The organism is Fodinibius halophilus (assembly GCF_011059105.1).
Classification (GTDB): Bacteria; Bacteroidota; Rhodothermia; order Balneolales; family Balneolaceae; genus Fodinibius; species Fodinibius halophilus.
On the sequence record NZ_JAALLS010000010.1, the window covers coordinates 77,886 to 102,896 of the forward strand.

Annotated in this window: 23 protein-coding genes; 11 read left to right on the forward strand and 12 right to left on the reverse strand. The window is 41.6% G+C overall.

Going from position 1 to position 25,011, the window contains the following annotated elements; all coding sequences use genetic code 11:
* The first annotated feature begins 17 nt into the window (after window positions 1-17).
* Window positions 18-833, forward strand: a complete 816-nt coding sequence (locus G3569_RS09100; RefSeq protein ID WP_165268312.1) for a class I SAM-dependent methyltransferase — start codon at window positions 18-20, stop codon at window positions 831-833.
* Window positions 834-900: 67 nt separating this feature from the next.
* Here G3569_RS09100 and G3569_RS09105 read toward each other — a convergent pair whose 3' ends face one another.
* From G3569_RS09105 to G3569_RS09115, 3 genes are read right to left on the reverse strand one after another with little or no spacing between them, the layout of a single operon-like run.
* Window positions 901-2,571 (reverse strand): S8 family peptidase, encoded by a 1,671-nt coding sequence (locus tag G3569_RS09105; protein ID WP_205720110.1) that lies wholly within the window; start codon window positions 2,569-2,571, stop codon window positions 901-903.
* Between the two features lie 32 nt (window positions 2,572-2,603).
* Window positions 2,604-3,422 carry a hypothetical protein gene (locus tag G3569_RS09110; protein ID WP_165268314.1) on the reverse strand — a complete coding sequence of 273 codons (819 nt, stop codon included), beginning with the start codon at window positions 3,420-3,422 and terminating at the stop codon, window positions 2,604-2,606.
* Window positions 3,423-3,471: 49 nt separating this feature from the next.
* Window positions 3,472-4,176, reverse strand: coding sequence for a protein-L-isoaspartate(D-aspartate) O-methyltransferase (locus G3569_RS09115; RefSeq protein WP_205720111.1), 705 nt, complete (start codon window positions 4,174-4,176; stop codon window positions 3,472-3,474).
* A gap of 406 nt (window positions 4,177-4,582) precedes the next feature.
* Between G3569_RS09115 and G3569_RS09120 the strand changes: the two genes are divergently transcribed.
* The 4 genes from G3569_RS09120 to G3569_RS09135 all read left to right on the forward strand — a co-directional run bounded on the left by G3569_RS09120 (window position 4,583) and on the right by G3569_RS09135 (window position 9,539).
* The gene (locus G3569_RS09120; RefSeq protein WP_165268318.1) at window positions 4,583-6,187 is read left to right on the forward strand and encodes a sensor histidine kinase; all 1,605 of its coding nucleotides are present in this window, start codon (window positions 4,583-4,585) and stop codon (window positions 6,185-6,187) included.
* Window positions 6,188-6,536: 349 nt separating this feature from the next.
* A complete protein-coding gene (locus G3569_RS09125; protein WP_165268320.1) occupies window positions 6,537-8,195 on the forward strand; it encodes a class I adenylate-forming enzyme family protein in 1,659 nt (552 codons plus the stop codon).
* A 132-nt stretch (window positions 8,196-8,327) separates the two neighbouring features.
* On the forward strand, window positions 8,328-9,044 hold the full coding sequence (locus G3569_RS09130; protein ID WP_165268322.1) for a hypothetical protein: 717 nt from the start codon (window positions 8,328-8,330) through the stop codon (window positions 9,042-9,044).
* A gap of 138 nt (window positions 9,045-9,182) precedes the next feature.
* On the forward strand, window positions 9,183-9,539 hold the full coding sequence (locus G3569_RS09135; protein ID WP_165268324.1) for a four helix bundle protein: 357 nt from the start codon (window positions 9,183-9,185) through the stop codon (window positions 9,537-9,539).
* 138 nt (window positions 9,540-9,677) lie between these two features.
* Here the strand turns inward: G3569_RS09135 and G3569_RS09140 are convergent, their stop codons facing one another.
* Window positions 9,678-10,043 (reverse strand): hotdog fold thioesterase, encoded by a 366-nt coding sequence (locus G3569_RS09140; protein WP_350356555.1) that lies wholly within the window; start codon window positions 10,041-10,043, stop codon window positions 9,678-9,680.
* 212 nt (window positions 10,044-10,255) lie between these two features.
* Between G3569_RS09140 and G3569_RS09145 the strand changes: the two genes are divergently transcribed.
* The 5 genes from G3569_RS09145 (at window position 10,256) to G3569_RS09165 (ending at window position 17,144) form a co-directional block, all read left to right on the forward strand.
* Window positions 10,256-12,058 carry an AMP-dependent synthetase/ligase gene (locus G3569_RS09145; protein ID WP_165268328.1) on the forward strand — a complete coding sequence of 601 codons (1,803 nt, stop codon included), beginning with the start codon at window positions 10,256-10,258 and terminating at the stop codon, window positions 12,056-12,058.
* Window positions 12,059-12,108: 50 nt separating this feature from the next.
* Window positions 12,109-14,481: a 3-hydroxyacyl-CoA dehydrogenase/enoyl-CoA hydratase family protein gene (locus G3569_RS09150; RefSeq protein ID WP_165268330.1), complete on the forward strand. Its 2,373-nt coding sequence runs from the start codon at window positions 12,109-12,111 to the stop codon at window positions 14,479-14,481.
* Between the two features lie 97 nt (window positions 14,482-14,578).
* Window positions 14,579-14,932: a four helix bundle protein gene (locus G3569_RS09155; protein ID WP_165268332.1), complete on the forward strand. Its 354-nt coding sequence runs from the start codon at window positions 14,579-14,581 to the stop codon at window positions 14,930-14,932.
* Window positions 14,933-14,986: 54 nt separating this feature from the next.
* The gene (locus G3569_RS09160) at window positions 14,987-16,168 is read left to right on the forward strand and encodes an acetyl-CoA C-acyltransferase (protein WP_165268334.1); all 1,182 of its coding nucleotides are present in this window, start codon (window positions 14,987-14,989) and stop codon (window positions 16,166-16,168) included.
* Window positions 16,169-16,280: 112 nt separating this feature from the next.
* Complete coding sequence (locus G3569_RS09165) at window positions 16,281-17,144, forward strand: SDR family oxidoreductase (protein ID WP_165268336.1); 864 nt, start codon at window positions 16,281-16,283, stop codon at window positions 17,142-17,144.
* Here G3569_RS09165 and G3569_RS09170 read toward each other — a convergent pair.
* The 7 genes from G3569_RS09170 to G3569_RS09200 all read right to left on the reverse strand — a co-directional run bounded on the left by G3569_RS09170 (window position 17,141) and on the right by G3569_RS09200 (window position 22,221).
* Window positions 17,141-17,995, reverse strand: coding sequence for a Gfo/Idh/MocA family oxidoreductase (locus tag G3569_RS09170; protein WP_165268338.1), 855 nt, complete (start codon window positions 17,993-17,995; stop codon window positions 17,141-17,143). The two genes, G3569_RS09165 and G3569_RS09170, sit on opposite strands and share 4 nt — an antisense overlap.
* Before the next feature lie 89 nt (window positions 17,996-18,084).
* A complete protein-coding gene (locus tag G3569_RS09175) occupies window positions 18,085-18,267 on the reverse strand; it encodes a PspC domain-containing protein (protein ID WP_165268340.1) in 183 nt (60 codons plus the stop codon).
* Window positions 18,268-18,320: 53 nt separating this feature from the next.
* A complete protein-coding gene (locus G3569_RS09180) occupies window positions 18,321-19,004 on the reverse strand; it encodes a CDP-alcohol phosphatidyltransferase family protein (RefSeq protein WP_165268342.1) in 684 nt (227 codons plus the stop codon).
* Between the two features lie 153 nt (window positions 19,005-19,157).
* A complete protein-coding gene (locus G3569_RS09185; protein ID WP_165268344.1) occupies window positions 19,158-20,786 on the reverse strand; it encodes a M56 family metallopeptidase in 1,629 nt (542 codons plus the stop codon).
* Window positions 20,783-21,166 (reverse strand): BlaI/MecI/CopY family transcriptional regulator, encoded by a 384-nt coding sequence (locus tag G3569_RS09190; RefSeq protein WP_205720112.1) that lies wholly within the window; start codon window positions 21,164-21,166, stop codon window positions 20,783-20,785. Before G3569_RS09190 ends, G3569_RS09185 begins: the two co-directional genes overlap by 4 nt.
* A gap of 5 nt (window positions 21,167-21,171) precedes the next feature.
* Complete coding sequence (locus G3569_RS09195; RefSeq protein ID WP_165268346.1) at window positions 21,172-21,666, reverse strand: hypothetical protein; 495 nt, start codon at window positions 21,664-21,666, stop codon at window positions 21,172-21,174.
* A gap of 69 nt (window positions 21,667-21,735) precedes the next feature.
* On the reverse strand, window positions 21,736-22,221 hold the full coding sequence (locus tag G3569_RS09200) for a TIGR00725 family protein (protein WP_165268348.1): 486 nt from the start codon (window positions 22,219-22,221) through the stop codon (window positions 21,736-21,738).
* 288 nt (window positions 22,222-22,509) lie between these two features.
* Here G3569_RS09200 and G3569_RS09205 point away from each other — a divergent pair, with 288 nt between their 5' ends.
* Complete coding sequence (locus G3569_RS09205) at window positions 22,510-24,000, forward strand: hypothetical protein (protein ID WP_165268350.1); 1,491 nt, start codon at window positions 22,510-22,512, stop codon at window positions 23,998-24,000.
* Between the two features lie 222 nt (window positions 24,001-24,222).
* Here G3569_RS09205 and G3569_RS09210 read toward each other — a convergent pair whose 3' ends face one another.
* The gene (locus tag G3569_RS09210; protein WP_165268352.1) at window positions 24,223-25,011 is read right to left on the reverse strand and encodes a purine-nucleoside phosphorylase; all 789 of its coding nucleotides are present in this window, start codon (window positions 25,009-25,011) and stop codon (window positions 24,223-24,225) included.

Genomic DNA, 25,011 nt, shown 5'->3' on the forward strand with positions numbered 1-25,011 from the left:
TCCTTAAATAACCTATTATGAGACCAGAACTTCAGCGGAGAGTACAGCGATATGGATGGGATTATTCCTCTCCGCACTACGAAAAGGGGTGGGATAAACAGCTCTGGCCGGCTCAGCAGCGGTTGCTGGAGAACGTTAATCTACAGCCTGGTGAAGACGTTCTGGATGTCTCTTGCGGTACGGGATTGGTGACCCTGCCTATTGCCCAAAAAGTGGGAAAAAGGGGTAAGGTTATGGGCATTGATCTCTCCGAGAAGATGATTGAAAAAGCTGCTGATAAAGCTGAAGGGGCGGACATTTCGAATGTTTCGTTTGAGCGGATGGATGCTGAAGAATTAGATTTGGCCGATGACCGTTTTGATGTGGCGGTGAATTCGTTGGGGATGATGTATTACCCCAATCCCGAAAAAGCCATAGCAGAAATGTATAGAGTAACCAAGAAAGAGGGAAGGGCCGCTGCATTGGTATGGGGAAAACGCAGCAGCTGTGGTTGGGCCGGGATATTCCCTATTGTAGATCGGCGCGTACAAACAGATGTGTGTCCGCTCTTTTTTAGCTTAGGTACGGGTGACAGGTTGAAAAAACACTTCAAAGAGGTCGGTTTTAAACAGGTACGTTTAGAACGATTTAACATGACCCTGCCTTTCCATTCGGATGAGGAGGCAATAATCAGCGCCTTTTTGGGTGGAGCAGTGGCAATGGCATATCGAAAGTTTGAGGAAGAGGAAAAAGAAGAAGCGCATCAAGAATACCTGGAATCAATAAAACCGTATTGGAATGGAACGGCTTATGAGATCCCGGGGGAGTTTGTAATTGTAGCTGGGGATAAGTAATAATTTGATCAGGACTAGGTTCAACCCTGTCAAGAATTTAAATCTTAACAGGGTGAAATCCATGCGTTTATTGCGTACTAAGTTGCTCTGCAGCCTGCAGGGCTTGATATACATTGATAAGGCCATCCGATACTGAAAGGGTATGGAAAAATACTTGTTTAGCTTCCTGGGCAGGGTTTTCTTTGGGGAGAATTACTTTTTGTTGAGGGTATTTTACGACACTTTCCATCAGGACCTGCTTCACCTGTTGGGCCGTTAGTTCCGGGTAATAAGCCATGATGAGGGCCGCACTTCCGGCAACGACGGGAGAGGCCATGCTGGTGCCATCTTGCCGCTTATATTTATTGTCGGGCATGGTAGAGTAGATCGCTACACCCGGAGCAAAAATATCCACTTTTTGATCTCCATAATTACTGAAGTTGGCAATGAAATTCTCATTGGGTTTCCAAGACGTGGCCCCCACACTTAGCCAGTGAGTAGCGGCAGAGTCACCGCTGATCGACGACCCATACACATCAGTAGGGTATTTTGGTTTTTGGTCAATATTCTGTGATTCATTGCCCGCACCGTGAACCATGAGAACACCATTTTTATCGGCATATTTTACTGCCTCATCCACAACTTCCTTATAGGGAGAATAGCTTTTGCCAAAGCTCATATTGATGATATCGGCCCCATTATCAACAGCATATCGAATAGCATTAGCAACATCTTTGTCGCGTTCATCACCATTGGGTACTGCCCGAACCCCCATAATCTTGGTATTCGCAGCTACGCCGTTAACTCCTGTTTCATTGTCTCGTACGGCCGCAATAATACCGCCCACATGAGTGCCATGGCTCGGATCGGGGCCGGCAACATCATTATTGCCATAGTATTGCTCAGTCTTATCTTCATAATCATCACCCACAATATGTCGTGGATTGAAATCCGGATTGTAGCCATATTTTGCAAACTCATAAATCTGTTTCTTTTGATCAGCAATGAGCGTGGAATCGATATCGTGTTCAAATACATAGCTCATTACATTTTTTGCAAAATTGAGCTGACGGTTGCTAGGTTGTAGTTCTTCTACCTGTTTATGGGTGTAATCCAGAGAGCCAAAATGGGCAACCAAAATATCGTTAGCACGTTTTTTATTCTGCTCCAGAGAAGTAATGTTACTGTATTGGCGGTACAATTTCTTTACTTCTGCTTCATAATCTGAGCGGATCTCCTGATAGTAATTGTACTGCTGGTTTTGATCCCCGGAAAGTGAGGTAGTATCAATGTTTTTAAACTGTTTGTTGAGGCGACGATAGATGCGGGTCAATTCAAAGGTATCATCGTCAACATTTTTACCATCGGGTCCGCCTACAAAATTCCATCCATGTATATCATCAACATAGCCATTTTGGTCATCGTCTTTTTGGTTGTTGGGGATCTCGTCGGTATTTACCCATATATTATCTTTGAGATCTTCGTGATTGGTATCAACGCCTCCGTCAATAACGGCAACGACTACCTCTTTTTGTGGTTTTTTCTTTTTTAGGATGGACTGGTAAGCCTGTTTACTGCTGATGCCCCGGAATTGTGTTTGGGATTCATCAAGGTGATGCCAGTTTTGGGGTGGTTTTTCAAGTGTAGAAAAATCTACCTTCGGTTGGGCAGGTTGCGTTTTGGTAGTCGTTGGTTCAGTAGTTGAACATCCATATAAAAGTGCAAATATGACAAGGAATATCGGACTTCGTTTGATCATGAGTATATAGCTATAGGTCAAATTTTGGTGGGCTAATCATTTTGTATCGATTCTAAAAAACGATCAGCTGCTGCCTGGTAAGCCGAATAAAGCGCCGCTGATTTGGTATTTCTTAACCATTCGCCGGCATCGGTATTATAAAAAGAGGAAAAAGTGCTAAGCTTTTCATTTTTAATTCCGTAATAAGTGACCAGGAATTGGGTTTGCACCTCTTTATCCATATTGGTTCGGAGTTGATTCTTATAATTGGCAATTATGGCTTCTCTTTGATTCTGCTTAAAAGTGCGTCTTTTACTGAGCGCATTAAATGCCTTTAAAAAAGTGCGCATAAGTATTATTTTGGATTTTAGTTTTACTTCACGAACGCCCATTTTCTTGGCTAACGTATTGACAAGCGTAATCCGTTCTTGAGAGGGAGGGGTTTTCTCAAGCTCATATCTGCGTACCACCCGCTTGCGAATGCCCTGAAGGGTGTAGTAGTCTTCTTCGGCACTAAGAATTCTTTGGCTTGTCTCTTGGTTTATCCATTGTAAGGTGGAATCTGAATATTGGGTATTAAGCTGATCCTGGAACGTACGGTGAGCGTCGGTAAGCAGGAACTGTTTGGTAAAGGCTTTTTTGTAGTGTTCCAGCATCTGTTTGTTTAGTGATTGGGATAACCCAAATGGATTTTGTGAAAGCAGCTCTTGCATCTCCTCTGATATTTCAAAAAGCTGTCGTTCCAGGTGAATGGCCTCAAAAATATCATCACCTTTTGCAGGAGTATTAGCTGGTTTTATATTTTGCGAAGAAAGAGAAAACGGCAGTAGGGTAAATCCCAAGAAAAGTAAAGCACGATAAAACAGTGTCATGATGAAATTATATTATTAATAATAAGGCTTCCGGATAGCACCAAAGTAATTAATTTTTTTGGACTTTGCCCGTCATCGGCACAAAGCGAACCGGAAGCTTCTTGTGACGTGTGATCGTTCCATCTGCTGATTTTGTAACTTTGGTGAGATACTGGGTTTCACCGGTTTTGCCCACAGGAGCAATAAGAATGCCATTTGGGGCAAGTTGATCAAGTAGTGGCTGGGGAATATGCTCTGGGGCGGCCGTTAAAATGATCCGATCGAAAGGGGCATGTTCAGGCCAGCCTTTATAGCCATCTCCAATTTTTGTTTTTATAGTATGGTAGCCCAATTTTTTGAATCGTGAAACAGCTTGCTTGCCTAAGGGTTCAACAATTTCGATGGTATAAATATAGGGTGTTATTTCGGATAGTACCGCTGCCTGGTAACCACTGCCGGTGCCTATTTCCAGTACTTTATCACCTGTATTCACGTCTAATAGTTGGGTCATATAACCCACAATGTAAGGCTGCGAAATTGTTTGTTCATGACCGATGGGAAGGGGGCGATTTTGATAAGCATATTGCCGGTACTGTTGGGGGATAAAAAGATGTCGTGGTACATGCCGCATCGCATCTAATACCGCCGGATCGGAAACTCCCTGTTTCTTCACTCCTTCTTTTATTAAAGAGTGTCGCTCATTTTGACGATCCGAAAATCGAGGTCGTTGCCAGCTAAGAGAATCGTGAACAACAGTATCTGCATGCAATGGCATGATCAGAGTGTCAGTTATGGCGTTAACCTCTTGACTGCAAAAGCATAATATGCTGTAAATAATGGCTGTAAAAAGACTGATACGAAGCTTCATCATAGCTCATCCCTGTTTAGGTTACTATTTAAAACAAATTCTGTGGTATCCTTAGTTCATATAACATATTAATTTGCCTTTCCGCTTTCCATCAGCTAAACTAGAATCGGAGTAACTAAGAGATAGCACGGCACGGGTTATAGGTTTTTGCTGAATTACGACTGTTTTTTAAAGGAGTTATTGAACATACAATTAGTTGATTCATAGTAAAACTCCTGTTGAGAGGGAAAAAGCCCCGAAAAAAGACTATTACTTGTTAAGGTTATTATTCGGGTATTCGTATAAAGTCCAATAAAAAATAAGTGCAATAGGGATGGGAAATCAATTAGGGACTGAAGATTCAACGAGTCAAAGGGGACACTGGCGACCACTTCCTTGGGGGTATTTACTTGAACGGTATGGGCTTTTCAGCAAGAGGGCAGGGCTTCTGTTTTTAGGTTGGATTCTACTCTTTGCAATCAGCTTTTTATCGGTAATCTATTGGATACCTAACGATTGGTCCTCATTAACAACATCTCGAAAAGCGATCTCCTTATTTTTGTTGTTCTATCCTCCATTGATGATTTGTAACTTTTTACTTTTTTGGTTGGGATTTGAATGGGGGTTTATCCCGGCTTATTTATCTACCTTTATGTTGGCATTGGCCTCTGATATGCCTGTGCAGTGGGCTATCCTATTTGGGATTGCTGTAGTTCTTGGAATGGCCATTTTTTCTTTGGTTTATTACAGTACTCGTTTCAGGTATACATTACGTAGTCTCAGTGATCTGGCATTTTTCGTAGGGGTGGCTCTTGTCGCCTCTATGGCTTCATCGTTAGGATCATTAATTTGGAGCCATGTGCAGGCATTAACCATTGAGCAAACCCTAATTGCGTGGCAAAGCTGGTGGACAGGAGCCTTTCTGCAGATAGTCTTTATTAATGCCCCTATTTTATTTCTTGTGGGTAATCGGGCTGAAAAGCTAAAGGATGCTTTTTTTGAGGTGCCGGAACGTCCTGATGTATCACTGGGATGGGTTTATACCTCCATCATAACTGTGGTAACAGTATTAGGGGTTTTTATTTTATCGGCAGAAAAGCTTGGGGCCTTACGTATTCAAGAAGCACTAAGAACAACAGAATCTTCTTTGGGCAGTGAAATTATTAGTGCTACGCAGACCTTTGAAATGACTGCATGGATCTCTATTACCATTCTGTTAGCAGCAGGACTGGCGGGTATCCGACTGGTCGAAAGCTGGAATAAAACCCTCAAAGAACAGATAAGGATAAAACGAGCGCTAATAGCTGAAATCCATGACCGCGTAAAAAATAACATGCAGTTGGTCTCTGGTTTGCTTGAGCTCCAAATGCATAATACCCAAAATGTTTTTGTGGAAAGAGAACTTCGAAAAAGTCATTCCCGTATATATTCAATGGGGAAAGTGCATGAACAAACGTACCAGCATGAAGAAGCAGCTGATGTCAAAATCGATGTGTATGTCAACAGTCTGGTAAAACAGGTGGAAGTGAATTTTGGGGACGATCAAAATATTAATTTTGAATTGAATTGTGTGCCCATAAAGCTGACTATCAACCAAGCAGTAACCTTTGGGTTACTTTTAAATGAGATACTCACTTTTATTTGTAGGCAAAAGAAAAGTCTTAAAGATCAATCCCGGGTGGTAACAATAGGTATTCAAGAAGTAGGGGATGTTATTAGAACAAAGTTTGAGGGTATTGTTGCTCCTTTTGATTTTGACCATCCTGATGATGAGCTGGATGTAACCCTTATTAATAAGCTTAGTCGTCAATTAAATACAACCTTATCCAAAGAACAAAACTCCGAGAAAGAGATCACACTGGAATTCTCATTTGAAAAGAAACCAACATCATCCTTTATGGAGACATGGATACCCAAGAAAGCTATTGTTAATTCATAATTGGTATTGATCTGCGAGAGATATACATGTCGATGGTATTGATATAACGGTGGTATGGATATGCAATACACAAAACGGCTTTTATAAAGTGAATATTCGGAATATTGTCATCAGAATATTTCCGGGATTGACCCTCTCAGAGTTTACGTCACTGATAAATCCGATCAATATTGGGGAGGTCATAGTGCTATCAAAGAGGTATTACTTTTTTAGGGAAAAACCGGATATGATTTACTTTTTTAAATAAATCTAATGCTAATCTTAGATCAAACAGAATATGTATTTGCCTTTCCGCTATCCATAAACTAAAATTGGACACAAGTTAACGGGGAAAAAATAATACTGACTAATGGATTTTAAAGAGCTTCAGCAAAAGATTGATCATGCAAGAACCCTTACAGATGAACTGCCACCGCTGCCATACACAGATTTTAAAGCACTGATAAAAGCGCGTTCTGAGGATCAACGTAGTTATATTACTTATATTGATGAGGATGACAATCGCACTGAAGTGAGTTATGCTGATTTTTGTAAGCAGGTAAAAGATTGCGCCCGTTTTTTGCAGGGGCGGGGGCTTAGGCAAGGAGACCGTGTGGCCACTATATCACATAATCATTGGCACACCAATATCCAATACTTTGCTTCCTGGTTACTGGGGTTGGTTGTAGTACCTATTAATTTGGGCGAAGATGATGAACGTATCGCTTATATCCTTGAAAATGGCGATGTAGAACTTGCTTTTATTAGAACAGAGTACCGAGAGCGTTTCCGGAATATTCTTGATACATATAAAGATAAACTTAAAAATATTGAGTGGATTGTCTGCGAAGGAGAGGTAGATAACTTCACGAAAGAAGATGGAGCATTAAACCTGCCTGAAGATCCGCTGACAGAGTCCGAAGCCCTCATTGTGTTTACCTCAGGGACTACCGGAGCTCCCAAAGCAGTGATGTTAAGTCAACGGAATTTATTGGAAGATGCGCGCAGCATTTCCAATTGGCACGGTATCGATGAAAATACACGTATGATGTGTGTGCTTCCCATTCACCACGTAAATGGTACAGTGGTTACGCTTATTACCCCTTTTTATGCAGGGGGATCTACGGTATTGAATAAGCGATTTCGTACGAGCAGGTATTTCGAACTGATTGCTGCAGAGAATGTGCATATCGTAAGTATGGTACCTACCCTGTTACAATATCTGAATAGTTACTATGAAGACAGAGAACGTCCGGAAATACCTACGCTTCGACATGTTATCTGTGGGGCAGGTCCGTTAACGGTAAAAGTTGCTGAAACCTTTGAAGAGCAACTTGGAGTACCTATCATTCATGGCTATGGATTGTCAGAAACAACCTGCTACTCCTGTTTTGTTCCTACCGATATCGATGAAGAGGAACACAAAAAGTGGAGAAGTGATTATGGGTATCCCAGTATTGGAGTGCCTGTTCCTGCAAATGAAATGGCCATTCATGATGAAGATGGAAATGCACTTGAAGAGAATGAACGGGGCGAAATTGTAATCCGTGGGGTCAATGTGATGATTAAGTACTACAATAATAAAGAGGCCAACGAGAAGACTTTTAAAAATGGGTGGTTCCGAAGCGGAGATGAAGGGTTTTATATTAAGGATGATGACGGGCGCCCATATTTCTTTATTACCGGCCGGCTAAAAGAGCTTATTATTCGTGGTGGAGTAAACTTGGCACCCCTGGAGATTGATGAGGTTATCAATAAAGCACCGGGTGTTAAAGCAGGTATTGCTGTTGGGTTTGAAAACGACTGGTATGGCGAAGAAGTAGGGGCTTTTGTTCAGCTAGAAGAGGGGGCAGCAGAAGATAAAGAGGCTATTTTAAATTACTGCAGAGAGAAACTGCCTTTTAGTAAGGCTCCGAAAGTAGTAGTGTTTGGTGATGATATTCCGGTTACTTCAACAGGAAAGTATCAACGACGAAAAGTGACTCACCATTTTGAGGAGTGGAAGGAGGTACAATTCCGAGAAGACTAGGGAGCAATGAGCGCTTTAGATTTCGTTTTTAGTACCGATAAATATAATAAAGATCTAAATGTTCGTTATCTAACAAACGTATGTAAAGGCGATTATCTATATTTCGGCTAACTAAAATTATTGGAGGTTTCTATGAGTAATTCATTGAATCTCGACTTTTTTACTCATGTTCAATCGGATTTTGAATCAGCACAGTACAAAGTGTTGGCTGGGCTAAAGGAAATATCTGAGGATTTTCAGAAAAATAAAATATATCCTCATCTGAGTCACCTGGTGGACCTGTATACCAAGTTGGATGATATTTTAAAACGACTACGGGATCTACGTGATGAATTTCCGAAACGAATCAAAAAGATCGACTTCGTAAACCAAGAGATTGAGCATGAAGTCGTCTTTGTTCAGGGATCGGATCTCGCAAAAGTAGAAGATCTTATTGAGTGGGCGCTGCCATATATTAAAGCCAAAATTGAAGAGGGGAAAACGATCTACGAATTTGTGAACGAAGAGATAGAGATCGAAGAGGTGGGGATTGTTCCCAATTATACGGATGAGGGATATTTTTTCGTCCCCGACAATGAAGAGTCAAAATTGATTCTTTTTGAGTATGAAGTTACGGTATTTGAAAGTGCCAAAGATAATTACCGTTCGTTAAAAACAGCTTTTATGAAAGCGTTGGGGCAAGGTAAGGCACAGTTATCACCAAATGCCATAAAGCTGGATCTGATTAGCAATAATAAAAAATTGCCCAATCCGGCGACTTATGCCTTCAACACCGATCTGAGTCTTCCTTTTAATGAGACGATTTTTCCGGTTACCAAGCGTAAACTGTTACGACAGTTGTTTGAGTAATCTAGGGAGTAATGAGATGTGAGATTGTGAGATTTGAGACTATACGTAATGAGAGAAAAATTTATCAAAGATAGTTTGTAAGGAATGTGTGTTTACACAGTCATACTAATAAGTAATAATTAAGACTGTTGTTTACTTATGCACAAATACAAAGATCTTGATATTTGGAAGAGAGCTGTTTCACTTGCAACTGATATATATAAAGCTACCTCCAATTTCCCTAGTGAAGAAAAATACGGTTTGGTCTCACAACTTAGAAGATGCGTAGTTTCAATAGGATCCAATATCGCTGAAGGCTCCGGACGTAATACCGATAAAGATTTCAACCGGTTTCTAAGTATTGCTTATGGTTCAACATGTGAGCTTGAAACTCAGTTGATAGTTGCAACAAATCTAAAGCTATTACCTCTTGAAGAAAGCAAAAAGCTTCAACAAGAGGTAATAGAACTTCAAAAAATGATATTTACCTTCTCAAAAAGATTAAAACAACGTTAATAGGAAACCAGCTCTACGTTATATTTCTATCTCTCACATCTCTTTGACTCATAATCTCAATACTCATATCTCCCTACTCACCATCCCACATCTCATAATCTCATAATCTCAAATCTCCTAGTCTCATATCTCCCAGTCTCACATCTCAACAACTGCCAAAGTACACCGAGAAGTACATACCAGCTTTTCATTCATTGTATAAATATTTGTCTTCCATACCTGGGTTTGGCGTCCTCTGTGAACAGGTCTTGCAATACCTTGCACCGTATTATCCTTTTTTACTGCTCGCATATGGTTGGCATTAATTTCTATACCAACTGCTGTTTTGTCCTCATCGTCAATATTGAGCCACGCCCCCACAGAAGCCAGCGTTTCTGCTAATACTACAGAAGCCCCCCCGTGTAGAAAGCCAAAAGGCTGTACCGTATTTTTATCAACCGGCATAGTAGCTTTTATTTCGTCGATTTTAAACGAGGTAAAAGCGATGTTAAGACTATCTCCCATATGTAGCTGAGGGAGGTCCAAAAAATATTCAACACGTTTTTCTAAATTAGGTTGGATATACATAAAGTATTCTGTTACAATTCATTAGTAGATATTAATATAATCATTACAAGTGAAGAAGAAACAAAAATAGACTTTTAAATAAACTACAAAGGTGTAAATTAGTAGTGTAACATACGCCATATTATATCATATATAACGGAGACTTATTTATGGGCAACGAACATACTACAATCATTTCTGAGATTGATGCGGGATTGCGAAAGCATGATAAAGAAGTTCTGATAGCTACCAAACGAAACGGCAAGTGGGTAAAAACCGGCCGAGATGAGTTTCAAAAAAAGGTTAGAAATTTTGCTCTGGGACTCTACCAGCTGGGTGTTCGTGAAGGCGATAAAGTGAGCGTACATTCAGAAAACAGTGCAGAATGGGTAATCTGTGATCAGGCTATTCTTTCTATAGGAGCGGCCAACGTGCCCATTTATACCACACAGCCGGGAGATCAGGTCAAATATATTCTAGAAAACTCCGGTGCCAAAGTTCATATCGTCTCCACAGATAAACTGTTTAAGGATACCAAGCCGTTGATGAAAGGCATCACCAATGTAGAAGCGGTGATCTCTATATTTGGATCCAAGCATGATAAGCTCAAATCTTTCGATGCGATTATGGAGATGGGAGCCCAAAAGCATGAGGAAGAGCCCGAACTTTTCGAACAGCTTAAGTCGAAGGTAAAACCTGATGATCTGGCTACTTTGATCTATACGTCCGGCACCACAGGGGATCCCAAAGGAGTAATGTTGACCCATAACAATATTGCCTCCAATATTCGGGCTTCACTGGAACGAGTTCCATTCGATGAAGAGGTGAGAGAAGATGAGCGAATGCTATCTTACTTGCCTCTATCGCATGTGTTTGAACGTATGATTACATACCTGTATTTACATTTAGGATATCCCATTTATTACATTGAAGAAGTAGAGGAGATTCGTGATGATTTTGAATATGTGAAGCCGTACTACCTTGCTACTGTACCTCGGTTATTAGAGAAGATCCACACAGGGGTAAAGGTGAAGGGGCAGGAGTTGAGCGGACTTAAAAAACAGCTATACTACTGGGCGCTTCACCGGGCCGAAGAATATGATCCCGAAAACCCACCTTCAGGATTGGAAACGGTGAAACACAAAATTGCCGACAAGTTGGTTTACTCTAAAATCAGGGAGTTGTTTGGAGGGAACCTGCTGGGTGTTGTGAGTGGGGGAGCAGCCCTTTCTCCAAACCTGTTTCGGTTTATGAATGCCATCGGCTTTATATGTCTGCAAGGGTACGGGCTTACCGAAACCTCTCCGGTACTTTCTGTACAAGATAAAGATCACCTGCGGGTTGGCAGCTCCGGGTTTCCGCTGTCCAATGTGGATATCAAAATTGCAGAAGATGGCGAAATCCTTGCCAAAGGTCCCAATGTGATGGAAGGATATTATAATAACCCGGAAAAGACCGATGAGGTATTTACCGATGACGGCTGGTTTATGACCGGGGATGTTGGAAAGCTGGAAGACAACTACTTGTTTATCACGGATCGTAAAAAGTCGGTATTTAAGCTTTCAACCGGTAAATATATAGCTCCTCAGATCATTGAGAATAAGCTAATAGAAAGTGGCTTTATTGACCAAGCTGTTGTGATTGGCTATCAACGTAAGTTTTGTTCAGCGTTAATTGTACCAAGTTTTGATAATGTAGAGCAACGGCTGAAGAGTCAAGGGAAATCGATGGCTGATAATGTCAGTGATGATCCTAAGGTACGAAAGCTTATCCAAGATGAGGTAGATAAAGTGAATAAAGAGCTGTCACCCTGGGAAACGGTTAAAAAGTTTGTGTTGTTAGATGCCGCTTTCTCTATTGAATCAGATGAACTTACGCCCACCCAAAAGGTGAAGAGACCGGTGGTCAAAGAACATTACTCCGATGAGATAGAATCAATGTATGAGGAGGAAGGAACAGAGTCGCAAGGTTAGGAATATTATTTTTCAATTATTAGTACCAACAAGAATTTAATTATAAAGATATGTCTACATCAAAATATGCTATTCAGAAAGTTGCAGTTTTGGGCTCAGGAACGATGGGCAGCCAAATTGCGGCTCATTGTGTGAACGCAGGATTGCAGGTTTGGTTGCTTGATCTCAAAGATGAGGAGAGTGATAATCCCAACCAACAGGTTATTGATAATGTCAAGAGGCTAAAAGAGATGAACCCCTCGCCGCTGGGAAAGCCCGAATATGCAGATCGCATAAAAGTGGGTAATTTTACTGATGATCTGGACCTGTTGGCAGAGGTTGACTGGGTATGTGAAGCCATCATTGAAAAGATGGATATCAAGAAGAATTTGATGGCTGATATCGAAGAGGTGCGAACGCCGGGCACTATTGTCAGTTCGAATACCTCGGGATTGCCGATCGGAAAAATTAGCGAAGATCTTTCTGAGGATTTTAAGGATCACTTTTTGGGGACGCACTTTTTTAACCCGCCCCGATATATGAAGCTTTTAGAAGTGATTCCTACAGATTCAACTTCTGAGGCTGTAACCGAATATATGAGCCGGTTCTGTGAGAAAGAGCTGGGTAAAGGGGTAGTACAGTGTAAAGATACTCCCAATTTTATTGCCAACCGCATCGGCATCTTTTCGATGGCCAGCATAATGCCACACTTTTTTAATGGATCATTCAGAGCCGAAGAGATCGACTATCTGCTGGGTACGCTCACGGGCTATTCCAAGGCAGCTACTTTTCGTACGGCCGATATGTCGGGATTGGATGTAATCCATCATGTGGCTACGAACCTGTACCCGGTTATTCCGGATGATGAACGGCGCGAGGTCTTTGATCTCCCCAAAGCGTTTGAGCAGATGGTAGAAGATGGGAAGCATGGAAATAAGGCAGGGGAAGGGTTTTATAAAAAGGTGCGTACCGATTCCGAGAAGGAATATAAGGTAATTAACCCGGATACCGGCGAATATGAATCGCAAATTTCCCCGGAGTTTGAGAGTGCATCTGAGGCTAAAGAAAAGTATGGCAGTTCCGAAGAACGACTCCGTTTTTTGGTTAATCAGGATGATGAAGTGGGTGACTTTTTGTGGGACATTCATTGCGACCTGTTGTTATATGCAGCGAACCGCATCCCGGAAATAACGGACTCAGTTGAAGCTATTGATCGTGCTATGAAGTGGGGATTCAACTGGGAACTCGGCCCCTTTGAACGCTGGGATGCTATTGGGGTAGCGGAGTCTGTAGAACGCATGCAAGATGAAGGGCTGGAAGTACCGGAGACGGTCTTAGATATGCTCGAGAGTGGAAGAAAGAAGTTTTATGACTATGAAGAAGGTACCGTTTATAACTTGGCTACTGGCGATGTGGAATCTTTGAGTCCGCCTGCAGAAGGAGCTGTCACCGTATCCTCACTCAAAGCTGATGGCAAAGAAGTTATGGGGAATGACAGTGCCGGCTTGTATGATCTGGGCGATGGCGTGGCCCTCTTCGAATTTCGAACCCACAAATACACCCTGGGCTTTGAACTGGTCCAATCACTTGATAAAGCCTGTGATATTGTAGAGGAGCAGTTCGATGCTCTCGTAATTAGTCACGACGGAGATAACTTTACCTATGGGGCCAACCTGATGGAAGCAATGGGAGCTTGGCAGCAGGGTGATAAGGAACGGGTTAAAGAAGCAGTTAAGAATTTCCAGGATGTAGCAGTAGGGCTGCGCTATCGTCCATTCCCGGTTATTGCTGCTCCCTTTGGGCGATGTCTCGGCGGCGGCGTGGAGTTTATCCTTTATTCGGATAAGGTTCTGGCCCACCATGAATTATATGCCGGATTGGTAGAAGTGGGAGTAGGACTGTTGCCGGCAGGGGGAGGAACGACAGAAATGCTAGCTCGAGCCATGGAACAGGTTATGGAAGATGAGCAGGTTGATCCCATGCCGAATGTCAAAGAGGTGTTTAAGACTATTGGTATGGCGGAAGTTTCGGATGGAGCACCCAAGGCAAAAACGTTAAAGTACTTGCGCGACTCCGATGAAATTGTAATGAATCGTGATCTGCTGATCGCCAATGCCAAGGCAGAGGCCCGACGGATGGTCGATGCGGGTTATCATCCCCCGGCAAAACCACAGCTTAAAGTACTTGGTAAACGTGCACTAAGTTCGCTACGACTGATGCTATATATTATGCATGAAGCCAACTTTATTACTGATTATGATAAGGTGGTAGCTGATGATATAGCTTATATTATGAGTGGGGGCGATCTCAGTGAGCCGCAAGAGGTACCCGAAGATTATCTGTTGCGATTGGAGAGAGAAGCGTTTTTAAAATTGCTTGAAGATGAACGTACCCAAGCTAGAATTGAACATATGTTAAAGAAAGGAAAGCCATTAAGAAACTAGTTAATAGTCGAAGGTCAAAAGTGGAAAAGTTTGTAAGTTGCCAAGTGTTTAGCAGTCTTACTTGTAAGTAACCACTTTAATTAAAAGGCTATTAATCATGAATAATTTTAGAAATTTAGATGTTTGGGATAAGGCTGTCGAATTGGCGACTTATGTATATCAGATAACGGAAAACTTTCCCAAGACTGAAACATATGGACTCACAAGTCAAATGAGGAGAAGTGCTATTTCAATAAGTTCAAATATTGCAGAAGGGGCTGGAAGAGGATCAAAGAAGGAATTCAGCCATTTTTTAAATATTTCGATGGGGTCTTGTTATGAATTGGAAACTCAGCTTACTATTTCACAGAACTTGCAGTTTTTGAATGGTGTTGATTTTGAAAAAATCTCAGATAAACTGATTGAAATACAGAAAATGATTTATTCTTTAAGAAAAAGTTTAAATGCGTAACTAAAGTAACTTTACTTATCACTTTTTACTTACAACTTACTACTTTCGACTACTATGAAAAATGCAGTTATAGTTGCGGCAACGAGAACACCAACAGGAAAGGCTAATAAAGGATCACTTCGTTTTACACCCCCGGATACCCTCGGCGGAGAAGTGATAAAATCATTATTGCAGAAGGCTCCTAACTTGCAACCCGAAATGGTTGATGATGTGATTTTGGGATGCGCGTTTCCCGAGGCTGCACAGGGGCTCAATATTGCTCGACAGTGTGCTGCTTTAGGGGGCTTACCACCTTCGGTACCTGCTGCTACCATGAACCGGTTTTGTTCCTCCGGCTTGCAAACGATAGCCCAGGCGGCTGAACGCATTATGACCGGCGCGGCAGATGTGATCATTGCCGGTGGGGTAGAATCGATGTCGCTGGTACCTATGGGCGGCTATGTTGTGGAACCAAATCCCGACTTAGTGGATAACTATCCCGAGATCTATATCAACATGGGATTAACAGCCGAGAATGTTGCCGAAAAATATGAGGTTGGTCGCGATGCTCAAGATGCCTTTGCCTACCGTAGTCACCAGCGTGCAATAGAAGCATGGGAGGAGGAGTACTTTGATGAGCAGATTACTCCGATTAAAGTGAAAGAAAAGAAAGTTACCGCTGGTGGAGAAGTGGAGGAAAATGAGTTCTTATTTGAACAAGATGAAGGTCCGCGGCGCGATACCTCGAAAGAGATATTGGCGAAACTTAACCCGGCCTTTAAACAAGGCGGTACCGTTACTGCAGGGAACTCTTCGCAGATGAATGATGCTGCAGCTGCTGTAATGGTGATGAGCCAAGAAAAAGCTGATGAGCTGGGACTGCAACCCATTGCAAAGTATCATGGATTTTCTGTAGCCGGCGTTCCTCCCGAAATTATGGGAATTGGTCCCGTTGAGGCCGTGCCCAAAGTGCTGAAGCAAACAGGCATGGATTTGAATGATATTGACTTGGTAGAATTAAATGAAGCTTTTGCAGCCCAATCGGTAGCGGTAATTCGTGAGTTGGGACTTGATGAGGAGATCGTCAATATTAATGGCGGCGCTATTGCTATGGGACATCCCCTTGGGTGTACGGGAGCAAAGCTGACTACACAGATCTTGCATGACCTTCAACGCCTTGACAAACAGTTCGGCATGGTTACCATGTGTGTCGGGGGAGGAATGGGCGCAGCAGGCATTTTTGAGAATGTGAATTAATTTACAATGCTATTTTATTGTCATCTCGACTGAAGGGAGAGATCTTTGTTTTGAATAAAGATTTCTTGTTTGCACTCGAAATGATCAACTTCTTTTAATTTAAAGAGATGTTATGTTTACAGATGATACCCTAAAAGACCAAACAATTTTGATAACCGGTGGTGGTAGTGGCTTAGGATTGGCCATGGCTAAAAAGTTTGCCTCATTGGGCAGCAATATTGCTATTTGCGGCCGTACCGAAGAGAAGTTAATAAATGCTGTAGAAGATATTGCGAAAACGGGATATGAATCTGCAGAAGTGAAGTATTATACAGCCGATGTCCGTGATTATGATCGTATAAAAGAGATGGTCGATGAAATCGTCTCTGACTTTGGTACTATGACCGGCCTTGTAAATAACGCAGCAGGTAACTTTTTATCTGCATCGGAAGATCTGTCACCCGGTGGTTTTAAAGCTGTGGTAGATATTGTACTGCACGGATCTTTTAACTGCACACACGTTTTTGGCAATTACTTAATTGAGCAGGAGCAAGAGGGTAACATCTTAAATATGGTGACTACCTATTCAGAGTCAACCGGATCGGCCTTTGTATTGCCTTCTGCTTGTGGTAAAGCCGGGGTATTAGCGATGACCCGATCGCTGGCATACGAATGGGCGACTTATGGTATTCGACTAAATGCTATTGCTCCGGGGCCGTTTCCCACAAAAGGGGCCTGGTCAAGATTAGTGCCTGATGAAGATTTTGAAGAGAAGTTTCTTTCTAAAATTCCGGCTAACAGGTATGGAGAGAAGGAGGAACTTGCTAATTTAGCGACCTTCCTGATGAGTGATATGGCTTCGTATATGACCGGGGAATGTGTAGTTATTGATGGGGGAGAGCGTCTGGCTGCAGGGCAGTTTAACTTTCTCGATAAAATGGCTCCACGCGAAAAGTTGAAAGGCTTTTTTAAAATGATGAAAAATAAAAAAGGCTAAGTTCTTGCCAACCTTTTTTTAACTTTTTCAATCGTTTTAGTGAGTTCTACCAAGTGATAACCATTATAGATCGTGGCCCGATTGAGTTGTATCGATTTTAAAAATTCCATACTGGCTAGTTCAGCCGATTTTGAAGCATCAAAGGTTTGCCTGTTCACATACAGGCGTTTCTGATTATTCTTTTGCTCGGCGAGACGCACTTTTTGCTCCCGGACATTACAGTCGAGCATATAGTTCTTATCCGCAGCTACCCGATGATGATTGTATTCAGTCGAAGCGGCATTTATATATATATTTGCTGTTGCACCACTGTTGAAACGAAGGAAAAGGTGTAACATATACAGATGGTCTCCGCTGAATGAGACAGTTTTCAAATCGATATGGTGGACAGCCCCATTAATCCAGCGCATGCAAAAGGCAAGCTCATTAATCCAGTAGTGCGAAAAATCATGATCCGAGTCGTAGAATTCTGAGTGGTTAATTTCTCGTATAATTTGAATTAAAGAAGGTTTTGCAACCTTTTTACTCATCCATTTAGAGGCTGGGGCCAATGTTGGCCAGTGAGAAAATTGTAGCAATACATTAGATTCTTCAGCTGCATGATAGATTTTTTGAATTTTTTGCCGATCGGTTGGCAAGGGAGAAACTAAAAAGCAGTGGTATCCTTGTTTTACAGCTTCGAGCAGGTGGGCCAGTCGTTTATCACTATCATCAAGAAGCAGGCAGGCATCAACATTTCCAATATCTTTTAGTTTAGATGTGATGATAACTTCGGAAACGGACTTGTGGGGGCGAAGATGGCTTTCCCAAGCCATTGCACGATCCGCAGGTCCAACAATCCCAATTTTCATGATCTGATAATTTAATGCACTTTCGATATGCAAATATTTATGAAATTGGGATCAACTTTCAAAATGGAATTTAAGAAAGGTCAGCTTGTTTAGTCTGGCATTACCAGGGCCAGGATAAAGTATAAAAGTATCGGACTTCCCCAGCTAAAAAAAGAACAGATTACAAAAATCATTCTAACAATGGTGGGGTCCCATCCAAGGTATTCGGCGATACCTCCGCAAACACCAGTAATCATCCGGTCGGTCCGTGATTTTTTTAATCGAGCTCCCATAGAGGATATTTCTTAGATTTATCTTGTTATGCTTGTCGTTTTTTACGGGAATATTACTCAGATGTTACAGGCTTTCTTAAATTTAAATAAAAAGAGAGCCCAAAGTAGTAGAAGGGGAAAATAAATGAACTGTGAATTAGAAAAATGGATGAATCATCAAAGTAGTACATTAGGGCAATAAGCTGCAACAGAAATAAGAGACCCAGTATAATTGTCAATGGGCGCAGAAATTTTGTGCGGGTTGGATAAATAAATTTAACAGGTAAAAAAGTAACAAGTGCGAACAATATTAAAATAGCAGAAGCAAATTCTGCCGGTAATTCAAGTAAGTAGATATAAAATACCACGATGTTCCAATAAGAAGGAAAGCCCAGGAAGAAATGATCATCGGTTTTAGCTTTGGTATTAGAAAAGCCAAAAATACTGGCAGTAGCACAAATAACTAATACCCAAACCGGTAAATCCATAGTTGCATAAATCCATAAAAGCGGAGCAATGGTCCAGGTTAGGAAATCAATGATGTTGTCCATTAATGCACCATCAATTTTTGGAGCATATTCTTTAGTCTGCGTAAGACGTGCCAATGCCCCGTCCACTGAGTCAACTATTGCTGAAATAGCTAAAACCCAGATGGCTTCTTGGTAAAAACCATCATAAGTAAGAATTATAGCCCATAATCCAAGTGCTGCACCTAAAGCAGTTAAAACATGGACTCCATATGCTGCTGTTTTTTTCACGCCTATATGTCCAAATGTATATTTCTGCCGTCAATTTCTTTCGTAATAAAATAAAAAAAGCGGAACCTATGAAGCTCCGCCTTCAAATAGTTTTAAAAAAAGCCAGTCTTTACAATTTATTGCGAAATAAGTTGACTAATCAATTGGTTGTTCCTAGTCTGATGTTTGCAGCCTAAATGTAATGGGCAATGAATATTGCACCCGAACCTTTTGGTCTTGTTGTGTACCCGGCTTAAACTTGGCTTGTTTGATTACGCGTAAGGCTTCTTTGTCTGCGCCTCCGCCAATACCTCTAATCACTTGTGGGTTTTCAACTTGTCCCTGTTCGTTTACGATAAACTGTACAATTACACGCCCCTCTATGCCTGCTTTTCGAGCCATTTCGGGATAATCTATTTTCTTTTGTAAACTGGCCAGCCCGCCGATCAGCTCAGGCATTTTTTCAACAGCTACAAAGTGATCTTTTTTCTTAGGAGGAGGCTCAACTGAATTTTTATCTTTTAGATCTGTAAAAGCTTTATCAGGATTATTTATCTGAATTTCTATGACACCGGATTCTCCTGCCTTGCCATATTTTTCTTTGGCTTTATCTCCTTTTAATACATCAATCGATTTGATGTACTTTGTCTTTAGTCCTGCAAGTTCATTTTTAATTTTATTTTTGTCGGTCCATTGTTCTCCATTAATCACATAAAGGGGAGAGGCCGGTTTAGGGGGCTTCTGCATTTCATCCTGTGCTTGGTTTACCTCAGGTTTAGTAATACCCCCGTCGGTCATATCCGTACAAGAAATGGCAAGTACGATGAAGACAGCAGAGGTTAATGCTATTAAAAAACTGGTTCTTAATTTAGAGGTGAAGTTGGTGTTGTCAGACAGAATCTTAATTCGCTTTTTAAGAGAAGATGGATTTACTGCCATACTCATTGCCAATTGGGTCCGATATTCCCTTTGAGCCAGCTCATAGAGCAGAGAAGCATACTGTTTTTTAGAAAATGTGTTTTGTGCAAGTACTTCGTTATCACAAGTTATTTCCCGGTATTCTTCACTGGAGTTGTATAAGTAGTGAAGCAAGGGATGGAACCAAAATAAAGACCTGACAAATATATTAATGGTATTAAACAGAAAATCGTTGTGCTTGATATGCATAAGCTCATGTTGCACGGCCATGCAAAGGGCATCAGAATCAGATTTAAGATCGGCCGGAATCACAATTTTAGTATTACGCCATCCATAAGTATATGGAATGGTAGCTTCTTTAGAATAAGCGATAAGGGTATTTGCAGCATGTTTATCAATCTTGGGCAAATTGCTCACCAATTCTCGACATTGGTATAGAGGGCGAAAATGGTGGGTCAGTTCCATCTTTTTCAGCTGCAAAAGTTGGAATAGCATTTTTGCCAAGAAAAAAAGTGCACCGAGAATTGTAATTACACTCATCAGTCCAACCCACAACATAGGATCAGAAAAAGTAAAGGCAGCTGAACTGGATGAAGGCGCTGAAACTGAGGGCAGGGGATTTTTTACTACGATGAATGCCATCGATTGGGTTGCGGCAGAAGTACTGGTAAAAAATGGGGCAAGTGCTGCTCCTATGATACCCAGCGGCAGAGTAAGTTGAAGGCCTATTCTGCAGTGGTACTGATAAACCGGTGAGATCTTTTCTGTCCATTTAAGAAGAAGAGTGAAAGGAATAGCTAATACGGTCCATATCAAAAGTGGAAACCAAACGTAGTCTAGCATTTGGTCGCCAAATGAATATAGAAAGCTGTATACCTTGGTCATACCTCATCCTCCATATTGTCAATCATGTGTTTGATTTCTTCAAGATCCTTCGCATTCATGTCGTCACTTTTTACCAGGGTTTGAATAAGCTGTTTGGGCGACCCTTTAAATACTTTAGTCATCAAATCTTTGATAAGGCTTGATTGCACTGATTCCGGTTCCTGAGCCGGGCTGTAGACATAGGTAACACCATCCTTACGGTACTTGAGATATCCTTTTTCTGCCAGGTTTTTCATAACGGTCATAATAGTGGTATATGCGACTTCTCGGCTTTCAAGAATTCGCTTTCGTACCTGCTTTACGGTAGCCTCTCCTAAATCCCAAACATGGTGCAGAACTTCCATTTCTGTTTCTCCTAAAGGAGTAAGTGACTTTTTCATGATATCTATCTATTAGATTTTTGTTCTGTGCTCTTTGGGTCAACAAAAGTAATTGGAGCACATTGTGCAAAGTTTGATTCTGCTTGCATTGGGAACTGGTATTTTTCGCTGAATGCATGCAGTAATTTTAAAAACTGTTTCCTTTTTTTATCAGAAAAGTGAGTTTGATCTAAGTTTACAAAATAATAGTCTATACTACCGTTTTTGTCAAAATAGATCCGCTGGAAAAAAGATGTTCGGTTGCCCCACTGGAAGTTATTTTCATTAAGAAATTGCCCGAACTCCTGCATCATAGTTCGATACTTTTTGAGAAATGATGCTTGATCTTTGTTAAATACTCCTTTTGTGGGATGGGCATGTGCGGCACTGGGATATAAACTATCAAGCTCTGTAAAAGAGATACCCTCTTGCTTAGCTTGTGTAAAGGTATCGGTTATAGGTTGTGCTGTAACACAATAGCTTGAACAAAGCAGTATGAAGCCAATGATAATAACACGCATAATATTAGTACTATTTATTTAGTATTAGTAGTACTAATATAGTAGTATATTGGTTGTTCTCAAATTGCTTCATAAAATTGGAGTGATGAATGAAATTAACTGTGCCGGCGATGTCGCCTGCTTGGGGCTGGGATAAGGCAAAACCTCAAGGTATTCCATCAGTGATTGTTTAGCGTTTAACAGCAACAGGGGTTTTTGGGCTTTGATAGCCAGCATTATTTCTGTGGTTGTTCCTGCTCCCATACCGCAGGCTACAACCACATCAGATGAAAGGACGTTAATATTATTCCGTGCTCCGCCCATACCGGTGCATATTGGGATGTCAACATAGGGCGAGCTGTTATCTCGGTTCTCTGAAGGAAGAATGCCAACTATCAGTCCGCCGGCTTGTTGTGCCCCTTTTGATGCGGCATTCATAACCCCAACATTGCGCCCGCCTGTAAGCAGAACCCATTCCTTTTCTGCGATCAATTTGCCTAATTCTGTTGCATCAGAAATGTTTTGCTGTGTTGCCCCTTCACCGGGACCCATTACTCCGATAATCGTATTTGCCATAATATTTGTTGTTGGGAACTAATAAATCATAAAACCTATTACATTGAATAAATAATCAACTGACTTTTAAACAGCAATAATGTCGCAGGCTTATTTTGGGGATAAAATACAGCAAGAAATTCTATCTGTTGATATTAATGATTTTAATAAAGCTGTTTTTATTCTGCACGATCAATTAAACCTATCTGGGTGGCCCAGTTCGATTAAGGAATTAACAGAATAGTTCATACAGAAGTTTGCTAGATCAGGATAAGTTGTAAAAGAATATTCAATTACTGAGAAACATCTATGGAAGGAATTAACAAGCAGCGAATATTTGAACGTAATGATGAACAGCTAAACGAAGATGGGGATTATGTTTTGTACTGGATGCAGATAAACAGACGATTTCAGTATAATTTTGCTTTGGAATACGCTGTAGAATTAGCAAATAAACTGAATAAGCCTTTGTTGATTTATGAAGGGCTTAGCTGTGATTATCCCTGGGCGGCCGATCGCTTTCATCATTTTATCACGGAAGGGATGGCCGAAAATTTGGAATATGCTCAAAATAATGATTTTAACTATTATTCTTATCTGGAGGATGAACCAGGGGCAGGGAGTGGGCTGCTGTATACTTTGGCGGATGATGCCTGTGCTGTTATTACGGATGAATTTCCCGTCTTTATTATTCGTGAGCATAATGAGCAGGTTGCCCCCAAGTTCGATATCCCATTCATAACAGTTGATAGCAATGGATTGATCCCGTTTGGGCTTACTGATAAGGCACCCTATAACGCATATTTCTTTAGAAAGATTATGCAACGGAATTTCATTACCTGCTATAAGCATGGTCCCAAGAAGAATCCACTGCATGATCTTGAGAATGAAAATGATATAACACTTTCTTCGGATTTTTTGGAGAAATATCCTAGAGCTTATTCACATCTGGATAATCCCACTGGTTTTATTAATTCACTGGATATCAACCATGAGGTAGGAAAAATTGACCTTGAGGGTAGCCGAGAGGCAGCATTGAATCGATTAGATCAATTTGTGCAAAATGGATTGAAGGTGTATGATGAAAAGCGGAATGATCCCGATGAAGAAAAGACCAGTGGCATGAGTCCGTGGCTTCATTTCGGAAAAATATCGGAGTATGAAATCGTAAAAGCAGTCTTGGAACATCAACCCAAGGGATGGAGCCTGGACGATATTACATTTAACAAAGGTTCTACGGGGGGATTCTTTAATGGAGATCCGAATGTGGATGGTTTCCTGGATGAGGTAATTACCTGGCGGGAAGTTGGGTTCCACTTTGCCCATCATGAGCCCGACTATGATCAATATGAATCGCTGCCCGGCTGGGCTCTTAAAACGCTTGAGAAACATAAAGATGATCCGCGAGAGTATATTTATGATCTGGAGGAGTTCGCCCAGTCGAAGACTCATGATGAGCTCTGGAATGCAGCCCAAACACAGCTACGAGAAGAGGGAATTATTCATAATTATCTGCGTATGTTATGGGGTAAAAAGGTACTCGAGTGGACGCCCAACCCAGAGACAGCCCTGGTGTACCTGATTGAGCTAAACAATCGATATGCAATAGACGGACGGGATCCCAATAGTTATTCGGGTATTTTCTGGATATTTGGTCGATTCGATCGGGCATGGCAGGAACGTCCGATCTATGGGAAGGTTCGATATATGACTAGTAAAAGTACGCGACGAAAGGTAAAGCTGGATGAGTACCTACAACGTTACGGTAACCGGGGTAGTCAACAAGCTTTAGAATTATAGGATCGGTAAGAATATCAGGAGCAGGCCCAACAATTTTTTGTTATTTCGGATGAGCTCCTATCTTTCGTCGGGCGACTGGGGTTGTCGTCCGGTGAATCATATAAGCAGGGTAAGAATGCCCCATTGAGCTGGCGCAATAAAAGTAATCTCTTGGAGTAAGTTCGCGTAGCAACTAAAGAGCAACCTTCATACATCAGCCAGTTGCTTCAGGGTAGGAAGATCCTATAACTGCTCTATCAGTGTGGAAACCAGCTTGGCAAAATCTTCTTTCCGGGAGTCTGCAGCTGCTTTTACTTCATCATGGTTCAGTTTACCCTTTGTGACGCCCGAAGCCATGTTGCTGATAAGAGAAATAGCGACTGACTTTAGCTCAAGCCGGGCAGCTTCAAAGAGTTCGGGAGCCGTGGACATGCCCACCGCATCAGCACCCATTTTACGGAATGATCGGATTTCTGCTTTGGTCTCATAGTTGGGGCCGGTCACGTACATATAGGTACCCTGTTGGGTTACAAGCTCTAAGTCAGCAGCGAGGCTCCGTACTTTATCTACCCATTTGTGATGTAGATAGCGGTGCCTGGAATAACCGCGGGGAGATATGGAAAGGTTATTTCGAATAACACCTTCAATTACCATCAGGTCTCCCACTGAAAAGGAGGTATTGATAGCACCGGCTGCATTCGAGATAATCAGTTTTTGAGCCCCCAAAGCATGTGCGATATAGACCGGTGTAGCTGTTTCTTCAAATGAAAAACCTTCGTAGTGGTGGAAACGACCCGAAAAGGCCATCATCTGCTTTCCATTTATCTCACCAAGAATAAGTTCACCGGCATGGCCCTTTACAGAAGAGTGGGGCATTCCCGGTATATCACTGTATGGTATAATCTGTGGATTTTGGATTTCATCGGCAAAGCCTCCAAGACCTGATCCCAGGATAACGGCTGCTTCCAGTTTAGCCGGGGCTTTTTTTTGCAAGTAGTTGACGATGGGTTCAGTAAATTCGGGTAGTGACAT

Bases quoted from the DNA above. Each gene is read 5' to 3' on its own strand.
- G3569_RS09100 (WP_165268312.1), top strand. From the start codon at position 18: ATGAGACCAGAACTTCAGCGGAGAGTACAGCGATATGGATGGGATTAT.
- G3569_RS09105 (WP_205720110.1), bottom strand. From the start codon at position 2,571: ATGATCAAACGAAGTCCGATATTCCTTGTCATATTTGCACTTTTATAT.
- G3569_RS09110 (WP_165268314.1), bottom strand. From the start codon at position 3,422: ATGACACTGTTTTATCGTGCTTTACTTTTCTTGGGATTTACCCTACTG.
- G3569_RS09115 (WP_205720111.1), bottom strand. From the start codon at position 4,176: ATGCCATTGCATGCAGATACTGTTGTTCACGATTCTCTTAGCTGGCAA.
- G3569_RS09120 (WP_165268318.1), top strand. From the start codon at position 4,583: ATGGGAAATCAATTAGGGACTGAAGATTCAACGAGTCAAAGGGGACAC.
- G3569_RS09125 (WP_165268320.1), top strand. From the start codon at position 6,537: ATGGATTTTAAAGAGCTTCAGCAAAAGATTGATCATGCAAGAACCCTT.
- G3569_RS09130 (WP_165268322.1), top strand. From the start codon at position 8,328: ATGAGTAATTCATTGAATCTCGACTTTTTTACTCATGTTCAATCGGAT.
- G3569_RS09135 (WP_165268324.1), top strand. From the start codon at position 9,183: ATGCACAAATACAAAGATCTTGATATTTGGAAGAGAGCTGTTTCACTT.
- G3569_RS09140 (WP_350356555.1), bottom strand. From the start codon at position 10,043: ATGGGAGATAGTCTTAACATCGCTTTTACCTCGTTTAAAATCGACGAA.
- G3569_RS09145 (WP_165268328.1), top strand. From the start codon at position 10,256: ATGGGCAACGAACATACTACAATCATTTCTGAGATTGATGCGGGATTG.
- G3569_RS09150 (WP_165268330.1), top strand. From the start codon at position 12,109: ATGTCTACATCAAAATATGCTATTCAGAAAGTTGCAGTTTTGGGCTCA.
- G3569_RS09155 (WP_165268332.1), top strand. From the start codon at position 14,579: ATGAATAATTTTAGAAATTTAGATGTTTGGGATAAGGCTGTCGAATTG.
- G3569_RS09160 (WP_165268334.1), top strand. From the start codon at position 14,987: ATGAAAAATGCAGTTATAGTTGCGGCAACGAGAACACCAACAGGAAAG.
- G3569_RS09165 (WP_165268336.1), top strand. From the start codon at position 16,281: ATGTTTACAGATGATACCCTAAAAGACCAAACAATTTTGATAACCGGT.
- G3569_RS09170 (WP_165268338.1), bottom strand. From the start codon at position 17,995: ATGAAAATTGGGATTGTTGGACCTGCGGATCGTGCAATGGCTTGGGAA.
- G3569_RS09175 (WP_165268340.1), bottom strand. From the start codon at position 18,267: ATGGGAGCTCGATTAAAAAAATCACGGACCGACCGGATGATTACTGGT.
- G3569_RS09185 (WP_165268344.1), bottom strand. From the start codon at position 20,786: ATGACCAAGGTATACAGCTTTCTATATTCATTTGGCGACCAAATGCTA.
- G3569_RS09190 (WP_205720112.1), bottom strand. From the start codon at position 21,166: ATGAAAAAGTCACTTACTCCTTTAGGAGAAACAGAAATGGAAGTTCTG.
- G3569_RS09195 (WP_165268346.1), bottom strand. From the start codon at position 21,666: ATGCGTGTTATTATCATTGGCTTCATACTGCTTTGTTCAAGCTATTGT.
- G3569_RS09200 (WP_165268348.1), bottom strand. From the start codon at position 22,221: ATGGCAAATACGATTATCGGAGTAATGGGTCCCGGTGAAGGGGCAACA.
- G3569_RS09205 (WP_165268350.1), top strand. From the start codon at position 22,510: ATGGAAGGAATTAACAAGCAGCGAATATTTGAACGTAATGATGAACAG.
- G3569_RS09210 (WP_165268352.1), bottom strand. From the start codon at position 25,011: ATGTCACTACCCGAATTTACTGAACCCATCGTCAACTACTTGCAAAAA.